Source organism: Streptococcus shenyangsis (assembly GCF_006385785.1).
GTDB classification, from domain to species: Bacteria; Bacillota; Bacilli; order Lactobacillales; family Streptococcaceae; genus Streptococcus; species Streptococcus shenyangsis.
The window spans coordinates 220,161-234,373 of sequence record NZ_VFSH01000003.1 but is presented as its reverse complement, the minus strand read 5'-3'; the positions used below and the strand labels follow the sequence as shown (position 1 = coordinate 234,373).

Sequence of the window (14,213 nt, the reverse complement as noted above, 5' to 3'; positions counted from 1 at the left end):
AGCTTCTCTAAGCTATATCCTTGTTTTCTAAGTTCATAGATCTGAACTTTATCATCATAAGTTAATTTCATAATAAAAACACCCCAAAAGTTAGATTTTTTCTGTCTAACTTTTGGGGTGCAGTTCAACTTGATATTATGCGTTTTATTATGAAAAATGTTTATTAGATCTTATACTCGTATTGGATGTTGTCATTCAGACTCTGTTTTGATTGGATTATGATTGAAACTAGTTTCAAATAATTTAGAATTTTTAACTATTTTTGAAAGTAGAATCTATTGTCTATTGTAAAGTCTAAAACTGAAAATATTTATTATATAATAAGGTTAAGATAAAATATGAAAGGAGTAAAATGTCTTTCATGACGTATTGCAAAGTTGAACTGTACGCTATGCAAGATTGTTTAAATTAAAAATAATGGAAATTTCCATTAAATAGTTTAGTTTCTTTTGGAATTGTCTAGTCCTAGTGGCTAAAAATTTTAAGTCAAAAAGAAAGCGCTTTACCGAATTAGAAAATGAGAGGTAAAATATGAATCAGAGACATTTTGATAGAAAACAACGATACGGAATTCGAAAATTTGCAGTAGGGGCAGCTTCAGTAGTGATTGGAGCGGTTGTTTTTGGTGCTACACCTGCTTTGGCTCAAGAGGCAGCATCAACGAGTGGTGAAACAGCAGGGCAATCTTTGCCAGAATTGCCTAAGGAAGTAGAGACAGGAAATCTGACGAATCTAGATAAGGAACTCGCAGACAAATTGTCAACAGCAACGGATAAGGGAACTGAAGTGAGCCGTGAAGAGTTGCAAGCAAACCCAGGGTCTGAAAAACCAGCAGAAACAGAAGCATCAAACGAAAATCCAGCTACAGAGAGTGAAGACAAAGAAGAAGTTGGAAACATTCCGCGTGATTTTTATGCCAGAGAGTTGGAAAATGCCAATACTGTCATAGAGAAGGAAGATGTTGAAACAAATCCTTCAAACGGGCAAAGAGTTGATATGAAGGGGGAGCTCGGCAAGCTTAAAAAACTTCAAAATGCGACTATTCATATGGAGTTTAAGCCAGATGCATCTGCTCCACGTTTTTACAACCTCTTTTCAGTTTCTAGTGATACCAAAGTAAATGAATACTTCACCATGGCCATTCTTGATAACACAGCTATCATTGAAGGTCGGGATGCCAATGGGAACCAATTTTATGGTGATTATAAAAATGCTCCTTTGAAGATTAAACCAGGTCAGTGGAATTCTGTAACCTTTACAGTTGAGAGACCCAATGCAGACCAACCAAATGGTAAGGTGCGCCTCTACGTAAATGGTGTCTTGTCTCGTACAAGTCCTCAATCTGGTCGTTTCATCCAAGATATGCCAGATGTCAACCATGTGCAAATCGGTACAACAAAACGTACAGGCAAAAACTTCTGGGGCGCTAATCTTAAAGTCCGTAATCTAACGGTTTATGATCGGACCCTTTCACCAGAAGAAGTTAAAAAACGTAGTCAGCTCTTTGAAAGAGGAGAGTTGGAGAAGAAACTTCCTGAAGGAGCAGAAGTTACGGATAAACTGGATGTTTTTGAAGGTGGTGAGAACCGCAAGCCAAATAAAGATGGTATTGCAAGCTACCGTATTCCAGCCCTGCTGAAAACGGATAAGGGAACCTTGATTGCTGGTGCAGATGAGAGACGCTTGCATCACTCTGACTGGGGCGATATCGGTATGGTTGTTCGTCGTAGTGATGATAAGGGCAAAACATGGGGAGATAGAATCGTCATCTCAAATCCTCGTGATAATGAGAATGCTAGAAGAGCTCATGCGGGATCACCAGTTAATATCGACATGGCCCTAGTCCAAGATCCGAAAACTAAGCGAATCTTCTCTATTTTTGATATGTTTGTAGAAGGTGAAGCGGTTAGAGATTTACCAGGAAAAGCACCGCAAGCCTATGAGCAAATTGGGGATAAGGTTTACCAAGTTCTGTATAAAAAAGGTGAAGCAGGACATTATACAATTCGTGAAAATGGTGAGGTTTTTGACCCCGAAAATAGAAAGACAGAATACCGTGTTGTAGTTGATCCTAAGAAACCAGCCTATAGTGATAAGGGTGATTTGTATAAAGGTGAAGAACTGATTGGTAATGTCTACTTCGATTATAGCGACAAGAATATCTTTAGAGTTTCAAACACCAACTATCTCTGGATGTCTTATAGTGATGACGATGGAAAAACTTGGTCTGCACCAAAAGATATTACATACGGTATTCGTAAGGATTGGATGCATTTCTTAGGAACAGGACCTGGTACAGGTATTGCCTTACACTCAGGACCTCATAAAGGACGTCTTGTTATCCCTGCCTACACGACAAATAATGTATCCTACCTAGGTGGTTCTCAGTCTTCGCGCGTCATTTACTCAGATGATCATGGTGAAACTTGGCATGCAGGGGAAGCTGTCAATGATAACCGTCCGGTAGGTAACCAAACAATTCACTCTTCAACTATGAATAATTCAGGTGCTCAAAATACGGAGTCAACCGTTGTTCAGTTGAATAATGGAGATCTCAAACTCTTCATGCGCGGATTGACAGGTGATCTTCAAGTTGCTACAAGTAAAGATGGTGGAGCAACTTGGGAAAAAGATGTGAAGCGCTATGCGGATGTCAAAGATGTCTATGTTCAAATGTCAGCTATACACACTGTACAAAATGGCAAGGAGTATATCGTCCTCAGTAATGCAGGTGGACCTGGACGATACAATGGTTTGGTGCACGTAGCACGTGTGGAAGCGAATGGAGATTTAACTTGGCTCAAGCATAATCCAATTCAAAGTGGTAAATTTGCTTATAACTCCTTACAAGATCTTGGAAATGGTGAATTTGGTTTGCTTTATGAGCATGCAGATAACAACCAAAATGAATATACCTTGTCCTATAAGAAATTCAACTGGGATTTCCTAAGTAAGGATGGGATTGCTCCAACGAAAGCAACTGTGAAAAATGCTGTAGAGATGAGCAAAAATGTCATCGCTTTAGAATTTGATTCTGAAGTATTGGTGAATCAGCCACCAGTTCTAAAACTGGCAAATGGAAATTTTGCGACCTTCTTGACTCAGTACGATTCAAAAACATTGCTATTTGCAGCTAGTAAGGAAGATATTGGTCAGGAAATTACAGAAATCATTGATGGTGCAATTGAGAGCATGCATAATTTGTCTGTAAGTCTTGAAGGGGCAGGAGTTCCTGGTGGAAAAAATGGTGCAAAAGCAGCAATCCATGAAGTTCCAGAATTCACAGGTGCAGTCAATGGTGAAGGTACAGTTCATGAGAATCCAGTCTTTGAAGGTGGCATCAACGGTGAGGAAGCAGCCGTTCATGATGTGCCAGACTTCTCAGGTGGTGTAAACGGCGAAGTAGCCGCTATTCATGAAGTTCCAGAAATAGAGGTCGAAGAAAATCCACCGGGAACTATTCATGAAGTCCCAGAATTCGAAGGCGGTGTGAATGCGGTAGAAGCCGCAAAATCAGAAGTTCCATCCTATGAAGGAGGCACTAACGCGGTAGAAGCCGCAAAATCAGAACTTCCATCCTATGAAGGAGGCGCTAATGCGGTAGAAGCCGCAACATCAGAAGTTCCATCCTATGAAGGAGGCGCTAATGCGGTAGAAGCTGTTAAATCAGAACTTCCATCTTATGAAGGAGGCGCTCATGAAGTACAGTCTGCTAGTTCGGATCTACCAACTCTTGCGGATGGTGTCAACGAGGCCGAAGCAGCAGTGCATAAGGTGACAGAATATAAGGCTGACCCGTCTACTGCAGTGCAGGCTATGGCGCAAGAACATACTTATCAAGCACCTGCGGCACAGCAGCATCTCCTGCCTAAAACAGGAAGTGAGGATAAGTCCAGTATTGCAATTGTAGGATTTGTAGGGATGTTTCTAGGCTTGTTGATGATAGGGAAAAAGAGAGAATAATAGAGAATAATAGAGAAGTTGAGAACTTAAATTTTTAAAAATAAAAAGAGGTAATGGAAATAAAATTAGGTACCGACTTTTAAAAGTTAGATTTTTTCTGTCTAATTTTTTAGGTACATATCATAAATCCTATCTCTTTTTATATTAATGGAACTTTATACTCGTCTGTCCTTAGCCATAGACTATCACAAAATATAAAGTGAAAAGCAGTAAAAACCATAAAAAACTTTGTTTTTTTATTCTAATATAGTATACTTAGTATGATGAAAAATAGCTATTAGAAGCATTATTTTATCCAAAGAAATGTAAGCGATTTCTCAGTGCTTGTAATTGTCTAAATAAAGTGCTTATGGGAAGGAGTTTTTGAAAAGTAAATAAACATAAGACTGTTACCAGTTAAAACTGGGCTCGGGCAGTAGCTGACTGCTCTAGAAGATTAGGAGTATTTGATGAAACAATATTTTTTAGAAAAAGGTCGAATCTTTAGTATTCGTAAACTGACTGTTGGTGTTGCTTCTGTAGCAGTCGGTCTTGCTTTTTTTGCATCTGGGAATGTTGCGGCTAGTGAACTTGTGACAGAACCGAAACTTGAAGTGGACGGTCAAGCAAAAGATACAGCAGATGTAGATCATGAAAAAGTAGAAGCGATAAAAGAAGAAGTAACTGAAAAAACAGAACCTGACGTCGAGAAAGTGGCTAAGGAAGCCAAAACTACTGAAGTGGCTGGTGATGTACTCCCTGAAGAAATCTCTGATCGTGCTTATCCTGATACCCCAGTGAAACAAGTAGATACTGCAGCTATTGTTTCAGAAAGAGAAAGTCCACAAGTAGAGACTAAGAGTATATTGAAACCTACGGAAGTAGCTCCAACTGAAGGCGAAAAAGAAAATAGAGCCATTATCAATGGTGGCCAAGACCTTAAACGTATCAATTATGAAGGCCAGCCAGCTACCTCAGCTGCTATGGTTTATACAATTTTCAGTTCACCTTTAGCAGGTGGAGGTAGCCAACGTTATCTCAATTCGGGATCTGGAATCTTTGTAGCTCCAAATATTATGTTGACAGTAGCACATAATTTCTTAGTCAAGGATGCAGATACCAATGCCGGCTCTATTCGTGGTGGTGATACTACTAAGTTTTATTACAATGTAGGTTCAAATACTGCTAAGAACAATTCTTTGCCAGCGTCAGGAAATACCGTTTTGTTCAAGGAAAAGGATATTCATTTCTGGAATAAAGAAAAGTTTGGTGAAGGAGTGAAGAATGACCTAGCTTTAGTAGTAGCACCAGTACCGCTCTCGATTGCAAGTCCAAATAAGGAAGCTACCTTTACTCCTCTTGCAGAACATCGTAACTATAAAGCTGGTGAACCAGTTAGTACCATAGGATATCCGACAGATTCCACTTCTCCAGAATTGAAGGAACCAATCATCCCTGGTCAGTTGTATAAGGCTGATGGTGTTGTTAAGGGTACTGAAAAGCTTGATGATAAAGGAGCAGTTGGCATCACTTATCGCCTGACTTCTGTTTCTGGTCTTTCTGGTGGTGGAATTATTAATGGTGATGGTAAAGTTATTGGAATTCACCAACATGGAACTGTTGATAATATGAATATCGCTGAAAAAGATCGCTTTGGAGGAGGACTTGTCCTATCGCCTGAACAACTAGCATGGGTCAAAGAAATCATTGATAAATATGGAGTCAAAGGCTGGTACCAAGGAGATAATGGTAATCGTTACTACTTTACTCCAGAAGGAGAAATGATTAGAAATAAGACAGCTGTTATTGGCAAAAATAAATACTCTTTCGATCAAAATGGTATTGCGACGCTTCTTGAAGGTGTTGACTATGGACGAGTTGTTGTAGAACATCTAGACCAAAAAGATAATCCAGTCAAAGAAAACGATACTTTTGTTGAAAAGACGGAAGTTGGAACTCAGTTTGACTATAACTATAAAACAGAAATTGAGAAAACTGACTTCTACAAGAAGAATAAAGAAAAATATGAGATTGTATCGATTGACGGTAAAGCTGTCAACAAGCAACTGAAAGATACTTGGGGAGAGGATTATAGTGTTGTGAGCAAGGCTCCTGCAGGAACTCGTGTCATTAAGGTTGTTTATAAAGTCAATAAAGGTTCCTTCGATCTTCGTTACCGATTGAAAGGTACAGACCAAGAATTAGCGCCTGCAACTGTTGACAATAACGATGGTAAAGAATACGAAGTTTCCTTTGTTCATAGATTCCAAGCTAAAGAAATTACAGGCTACCGTGCAGTCAATGCAAGCCAAGAAGCAACAATCCAACATAAAGGAGTGAACCAAGTTATTTTTGAATACGAAAAAATAGAAGATCCAAAACCAGCAACTCCAGCAACTCCAGTAGTGGATCCAAAAGACGAAGAAACAGAAATTGGAAACTATGGACCACTACCAAGCAAGGCTCAATTGGACTACCACAAGGAAGAATTGGCTGCCTTCATCCACTATGGAATGAATACCTACACCAACTCTGAATGGGGGAACGGTAGAGAAAATCCTCAAAACTTTAACCCAACTAATCTTGATACAGATCAGTGGATTAAGACTTTGAAGGATGCGGGATTCAAGCGAACAATCATGGTTGTAAAACACCATGATGGATTTGTAATCTATCCCTCTCAATATACAAAACATAGCGTAGCGGCAAGTCCTTGGAAAGACGGTAAGGGTGACCTTCTCGAAGAAATCTCTAAATCAGCGACTAAGTATGACATGAATATGGGTGTTTACCTATCACCATGGGATGCTAATAACCCTAAATATCATGTTTCAACTGAAAAAGAGTATAACGAATACTATCTCAACCAACTCAAGGAAATCCTTGGCAATCCTAAATACGGAAACAATGGTAAATTCATCGAAGTATGGATGGATGGTGCGCGTGGTAGCGGAGCTCAAAAAGTAACTTACACCTTTGACGAGTGGTTCAAGTACATCAAGAAAGCTGAAGGGGATATCGCTATCTTCTCTGCTCAACCAACAAGCGTCCGTTGGATCGGTAATGAACGTGGTATCGCTGGAGATCCAGTTTGGCATAAGGTTAAGAAAGCTAAGATCACTGACGATGTGAAGAATGACTATCTCAACCATGGAGACCCAGAAGGAGATATGTACTCAGTCGGTGAAGCAGACGTTTCTATTCGTTCAGGTTGGTTCTACCATGACAATCAACAACCAAAATCAATCAAAGATTTGATGGATATCTACTTCAAGTCTGTTGGTCGTGGAACGCCACTTCTCCTCAATATTCCACCAAATAAAGAAGGTAAATTCGCAGAAGCAGACGTGGCTCGCTTGAAAGAATTCCGAGCAACCTTGGACCAAATGTATGCGACTGATTTCGCCAAGGGAGCAACTGTAACGGCAAGCTCTACCCGTAAGAATCATTTGTACCAAGCAGGTAACCTAACAGATGGTAAGGATGATACTAGTTGGGCATTGTCAAATGATGCGAAGACAGGTGAATTCACTGTCGACCTTGGTCAAAAGAGACGCTTTGACGTAGTCGAACTCAAAGAAGATATCGCTAAAGGTCAACGTATCTCAGGATTTAAGGTTGAAGTTGAGCTCAATGGTCGCTGGGTTCCATATGGAGAGGGTTCGACTGTTGGTTATCGTCGTCTTGTCCAAGGTCAACCTGTAGAAGCCCAAAAGATTCGTGTGACTATCACGAATTCACAAGCAACCCCTATTTTGACAAACTTCTCTGTTTATAAGACACCAAGTAGTATCGAAAAAACAGATGGTTATCCTCTAGGTTTGGATTACCATTCAAATACAACAGCTGACAAAGCAAATACAACCTGGTATGACGAGTCTGAAGGTATCCGCGGAACATCTATGTGGACTAACCAAAAAGATGCAAGCGTGACTTACCGTTTCAATGGAACTAAGGCTTATGTCGTATCTACAGTGGATCCAAACCACGGTGAAATGTCGGTTTACGTTGATGGTCAAAAGGTTGCAGATGTACAAACCAATAATGCAGCTCGTAAACGTAGCCAGATGGTTTATGAGACAGATGACTTGGCTCCAGGTGAACATACCATCAAACTCGTTAACAAAACTGGCAAAGCTATTGCAACTGAGGGTATCTATACGCTTAATAATGCTGGTAAGGGTATGTTTGAGTTGAAAGAAACAACCTATGAAGTTCAAAAAGGCCAACCAGTTACTGTAACCATCAAACGTGTTGGTGGTAGCAAAGGAGCTGCGACAGTTCATGTCGTGACTGAGCCAGGAACAGGGGTTCACGGTAAGGTTTATAAGGATACAACGGCTGATTTGACCTTCCAAGATGGTGAAACAGAAAAGACTTTGACAATTCCGACAATTGACTTTACCGAGCAAGCTGATTCAATTTTTGACTTTAAAGTGAAAATGACAAGTGCATCAGACAATGCCTTGCTTGGATTTGCAGCTGAAGCAACTGTTCGAGTAATGAAAGCTGACTTGCTTCAAAAAGATCAAGTAAGTCATGATGATCAGGCCAGTCAACTTGATTATAGCCCAGGTTGGCATCATGAAACCAATTCGGCAGGTAAATACCAAAATACTGAATCTTGGGCTTCATTTGGTCGTTTGACTGAAGAACAAAAGAAAAATGCTAGCGTAACAGCTTACTTCTATGGAACAGGTATTGAAGTTAAAGGTTTTGTTGACCCTAGTCATGGTGTCTATAAGGTTACTCTAGATGGTAAAGAACTTGAGTATCAAGATGGTCAAGGAAATGCTTCTCTTGTAGATGGTAAGAAATACTTCAGTGGTACAGCAACTACACGTCAAGGTGATCAGACTCTTGTTCGTTTGACTGGACTCGAAGAAGGTTGGCATGCTGTAACCTTGCAATTGGATCCAAAACGAAATGATACCTCTAGAAATATTGGTATTCAAGTTGATAAGTTCATCACTCGTGGAGCAGAAAGCGCTCTTTATACCAAAGAAGAATTAGTTCAGGCTATGAAGAACTGGAAGGATGAGTTAGATAAATTTGATCAGACAAGCTTAAAGGACACTCCAGAGGCTCGTGAAGCTTTCAAATCAAACTTAGATAAATTATCTGAGCAACTTTCAGCAAGCTCTTCCAATGCTCAAGAAATTCTGAAAACAGCCACAGCCTTACAAGCTATCCTTGATAAGGAAGAAAACTATGGAAAAGAAGATACTTCGCCATCAGAGCAGCCAGAAGAGCCTAACTACGACCAGGCTATGGCAAGCTTGGCAGAGGCCATTCAAAACAAGAGCAAGGAACTGGGTAGTGATAAAGAAGCTAAGAATCATCTCGTCGAGTTATCAGAACAAGCTCTTACAGCTATCCAAGAGGCCAAGACACAAGATGCAGTAGATAAAGCCTTGCAAGCAGCACTGACTTCTATTAACCAACTTCATGTGACTCCGAAAGAGGAACCAAAACCAGAGCAACCATCCCAGCCAGAAGAGTCTAAGATTGACTACGATAAGGCCATGGCAAGTTTGGCAGAGGCTATCCAAAACAAGAGCAAGGAACTAGGTAGCGATAAAGAAGCTAAGAAGAAACTAGTTGAGTTATCAGAACAGGCTCTTACAGCTATCCAAGAAGCTAAGACACAAGATGCAGTAGATAAAGCCTTACAAGCAGCTCTGACTTCAATCAATCAACTTCAAGCGACTCCGAAAGAGGAAGCAAAACCATCCCAGCCAGAAGAGCCTAACTACGACAAGGCCATGACAAGCTTGGCAGAGGCTATCCAAAACAAGAGCAAGGAACTAGGTAGCGATAAAGAAGCTAAGAAGAAACTAGTTGAGTTATCAGAACAGGCACTTACAGCTATCCAAGAAGCCAAGACACAAGATGCAGTAGACAAAGCCTTGCAAGCAGCTCTAACTTCTATTAACCAACTTCAGGCGACTCCGAAAGAGGAAGTGAAACCATCCCAGCCAGAAGAGCCTAACTACGACAAGGCTATGGCAAGCTTGGCAGAGGCTATCCAAAACAAGAGCAAGGAACTAGGTAGCGATAAAGAAGCTAAGAAGCATCTCGTCGAGTTATCAGAACAGGCACTTACAGCTATCCAAGAAGCCAAGACACAAGATGCAGTAGACAAAGCCTTGCAAGCAGCTCTAACTTCTATCAACCAGCTTCAAGCGACTCCGAAAGAGGAAGTGAAATATTCCATAGTTCCAACGGATGGAGATAAGGAACTAGTTCAACCTCAACCAAGTCTTGAAGTAGTAGAAGAAGTAATTAACTTCAAGACAGTTAAACAAGAAGATTCAAGTCTTCCAAAAGGTGAAACTCGAGTGAGTCAGGTAGGTCGTGCAGGTAAGGAACGTATCTTGACTGAAGTAGCACCAGATGGAAGGCGTACTATAAAACTTCGTGAAGTTATTGAAGTTGCGCAAGATGAAATTGTGTTGGTTGGAACTAAGAAAGAAGAATCAGCTAAAATCGTATCAGCTGACCATAAGGTACCAGAATTTACTGGTGGTGTGTCTGATTCTGAAGCAGCTATTCACAACTTACCAGAGTTTACTGGTGGTGTGTCGGGTTCTGAAGCAGCTATTCACAACTTACCAGAGTTTACTGGTGGTGTGTCTGATTCTGAAGCAGCTATTCACAACTTACCAGAGTTTACTGGTGGTGTGTCGGGTTCTGAAGCAGCTATTCATAACTTACCAGAGTTTACTGGTAGTATGACTGGTTCTGAAGGAGTTACTCATGGAGTTTCGAACGTTGAGGAAGGAGTTCCTAGTGGAGAAGCTGCAAGTCATCAAGAATCAGGATTTACTAGTGATGTAACTGCCTCTGAAAAAACTATGAATCAAATCGTAGATAAAAATGATGATAAGTCATATGTAGTTCCGCCTATGTTAGAAGATAAGACTTATCAGGCACCTGCAAATCGTCAAGAAGTTCTACCTAAAACAGGAAGTGAAGATGGTTCTGCTTTTGCATCTGTAGGAATTATGGGCATGTTCTTAGGAATGATTGGAATGGTCAAAAGAAAAAAAGACTAATTAATGTAAAATGCCCTTAAATAGTGTATTCGAATTGGATGCAAGAAGGTTGTAACAATTAGTTTTAGATTGTTTTCCTTGTATTAAGTGAAATACAATCAAGTAGACGAGAAAATTGGGAGATAACTAAAGGGGCAGGGAAAGATGTCACTTTTAATACTTAATGAAAATCAAAGAGCAAACTAGGATACTAGCCGCAGGCTGTACTTGAGTACAGCAAGACGATGTTGACGTGGTTTGACGAGATTTTCGACGAGTATAAAATACTAAAACCGAGCATTTCCGTAGTTGGATATGCTCGGTTTTTTATCAATTATTTATAAGCTACGATACCAATGATGGTATCAACTGCACGTTCCATAGTCTGAAGGCTAACATATTCAAAACGTCCATGCATGTTTTCGCCACCAGCAAAGATATTTGGAGTTGGGATTCCCATAAAGGAAATTTTAGAGCCGTCTGTCCCGCCGCGAATTGGTTCAATAATAGGTGTGATACCTAAATCTTCCATAACGGCCTTAGCAATGGTAATTGGAGTCATATCTTTTTCAATGACTTCTTTCATATTGTAGTACTGGTCTGTCAAGTTTAGGGTGACACGGTCGCTGCCAAGTTCTTGATTCATTTTATCAGCGATAGACTGCATAGCTGCTTTACGCGCTTCAAAGGCATCTTTTTCAAAATCACGAATGATGTAGCTTGCACGCGCTTCCTCGACACTACCTGTCACATCCATAAGATGATAGAACCCTTGGTAACCATCCGTTAACTCAGGACGTTCATTCTCTGGAAGTTGATTGTGAAAATCAATTGCTAACTGAAGGGCGTTGACCATTTGCCCTTTTGCAGTACCAGGATGGACATTACGACCTTGGAAATGCAATTCAGCACCAGCTGCTGAGAAAGTTTCGTACTGAAGTTCTCCTAGTGGTCCTCCATCAACAGTGTAGGCAAAATCAACATCAAAATCTTCTGCATCAAATTTATTAGCACCAACACCGATTTCTTCATCTGGACCAAAACCAACACGAATCTCACAGTGTTTGATTTCAGGATGAGCATTTAGATATTCAATGGCTGTCATAATTTCAGCAATTCCTGACTTATCATCGGCACCTAGCAAGGTTGTTCCATCGGTTGTGATAAGCGTTTGTCCTGGATATTTCTCAAGACTCTTGAAGTCGGATGGATCTAGTTTAAAACCAGAATTTCCAAGTTCAATCACACCCCCATCGTAGTTTTCAATTACCTGTGGATTGACTCCTTCGGCATTAAAATCAGCAGTATCCATGTGGGAGATGAAGCCAATTTTACGTGTTAAAGATGGATCATTGGCTGGCAAGGTTCCAATAGCAAAACCATTTGGTAGATAATAAACATTTTGTAATCCAACACGTTTCATTTCAGGAATGAGGACATTTGTCGCAAAGTCAACCTGACTCTGTGTACTTGGAGTAGTAGTAGAGTGTTCATCAGAGCGCGTGTTGACCTTAACGTAGGTTAAAAAGCGGTCCAAGAGATTTGGATAAGTCATAAAAAACTCCTTTTGAATTCATTTTTTCCATTGTATCATAGAAAGAAGAGAAAAACAAAAGACGGAAGTTGGGAAAATTTTCTATGTTAGCGTTTACTTATTGGTGAATTCATGATAAAATAAACTTGATAAAAACATCACAAGGAAGCAGTTATGAAAAAAGCAATTTTAATGATGACTTTCGGTTCGCCAGAAGAGATTACCTTTGAAGGTGTAGCTGATTTTTTCACAAATATTCGTCGCGGAGTGAGACCTCAAGACCACGAGATTCAAACACTCTATGATAATTATGTACTTATTGGAGGCACGCCTCTGCAAAGAATTACCCGTGAAGAAGTTGCCTTAGTAGAAGCTAGACTGGGGAATGAGTATAGTGTCTATTTTGCCAATAAATTTTCCAGACCTTTTATTCCAGATGTGATTGGTCAGATGGAAGCAGACGGCATTGAACAGTGTATTTGCCTGATTTTGGAGCCCCATTATTCTTTTTACTCTGTCATGGGTTATGAGAAATTTTTAGAAAGCAAGCAAATTCAATTTTTGGTCATTAAGGACTGGTATCAAGAAGAGGACTTGCTAAACTATTGGGCAGATGAAATTGGTAATATTTTAAAAGAAGAAGTAAAGCAGGATAGCTTTAAAGTCATCTTTTCAGCCCATAGTGTACCCATTTTTGCCTTGGATTTTGGTGACCCCTATATCGACCAAATTTTTGAAAATAGCAAGCTAGTCGCTGAAAAACTAGGCTTGAGTTCAGAACAATATACCAATACCTGGCAGAGTGAGAGTGATATCGGTATTCCATGGATTAAACCAGATGTTCTGGAGTATCTCAGAGAACAGACAGAACATCCAGACCATTATATTTTTGTTCCTATCAGCTTCATTAGCGAGCATATTGAAGTTTTATTTGATAATGATGTGGAATGTTATGACTTGTGTCAAGAATTGGGTGTGACCTACCATCGACCACCAATGCCCAATACGGATTCTCGTTTGATTGATGCTTTGGTTAATACAGTCAGAACTAATGAACATCAAGAATTTAAGGAATTTCTCCCAGAAGAAGAAACATTTGATGAGTTAGTCCCTTCAGATGAGACGAAAAATATTTTGGCCGAATCTCAAGATTTACAAATGCCAGAATTTGTGAAAAAACTGATTGAGAAAAAAGGTCGTGAAAATGTTAAGATGCCTTATTTGATCAAGAAAATGCTAGAGAAAGCAGGTAAGTTGCCGAAAGAGTAAAGAAAAAGGATTTAGCTTTGTGCTAGATCCTTTTAAACGATTATTTTTTCTCAAGAAGCGCTTTGATTTCTTGAAGTACTTCCAATTCAGTTGGAGCAGCTGGAGCTTCCTCAGCAGCTTCTTCTTTTTTAGTAAGGCTTTGAGCTTTTTCCATAGCTTTAATAACGAAGAAGAGAACAGTACCTACAACAAGGAAGTTGATAATAGCACTCAAGAATTTACCATATGTAACACCATTCCATGCAAGTTCAGCGATGTTTTGTACTTTCGCAGCTTCCAAGGCTGGATTCAATAGAAGTGGAGTGATGATATCGTTAACGAATGAAGTTACGATTGCACCAAAAGCAGAGGCAATGATCACACCGACAGCAAGGTCTACGACATTACCACGAAGCAAAAATGCTTTAAGATCTTTTAACATTTTCATAGTT

The 14,213-nt window shown here is 39.9% G+C and carries 5 protein-coding genes and 1 pseudogene; 3 read left to right on the top strand and 3 right to left on the bottom strand.

Going from position 1 to position 14,213, the window contains the following annotated elements:
* Positions 1-71, bottom strand: a pseudogene (locus FJR77_RS03880) (transposase); the annotation flags it as partial.
* A gap of 460 nt (positions 72-531) precedes the next feature.
* Here FJR77_RS03880 and FJR77_RS03875 point away from each other — a divergent pair.
* Complete coding sequence (locus tag FJR77_RS03875) at positions 532-3,963, top strand: SIALI-17 repeat-containing surface protein (protein ID WP_140832803.1); 3,432 nt, start codon at positions 532-534, stop codon at positions 3,961-3,963.
* Between the two features lie 449 nt (positions 3,964-4,412).
* Complete coding sequence (locus tag FJR77_RS03870) at positions 4,413-11,000, top strand: SIALI-17 repeat-containing surface protein (protein ID WP_140832801.1); 6,588 nt, start codon at positions 4,413-4,415, stop codon at positions 10,998-11,000.
* Positions 11,001-11,313: 313 nt separating this feature from the next.
* Here the strand turns inward: FJR77_RS03870 and pepT are convergent, their stop codons facing one another.
* A complete protein-coding gene (pepT, locus tag FJR77_RS03865; protein WP_140832799.1) occupies positions 11,314-12,534 on the bottom strand; it encodes a peptidase T in 1,221 nt (406 codons plus the stop codon).
* Between the two features lie 153 nt (positions 12,535-12,687).
* Between pepT and hemH the strand changes: the two genes are divergently transcribed.
* Positions 12,688-13,782, top strand: coding sequence for a ferrochelatase (gene hemH / locus FJR77_RS03860; RefSeq protein ID WP_140832797.1), 1,095 nt, complete (start codon positions 12,688-12,690; stop codon positions 13,780-13,782).
* Positions 13,783-13,822: 40 nt separating this feature from the next.
* Here the strand turns inward: hemH and mscL are convergent, their stop codons facing one another.
* Positions 13,823-14,203 carry a large conductance mechanosensitive channel protein MscL gene (mscL, locus tag FJR77_RS03855; RefSeq protein WP_140832809.1) on the bottom strand — a complete coding sequence of 127 codons (381 nt, stop codon included), beginning with the start codon at positions 14,201-14,203 and terminating at the stop codon, positions 13,823-13,825.
* Positions 14,204-14,213 lie beyond the last annotated feature (10 nt).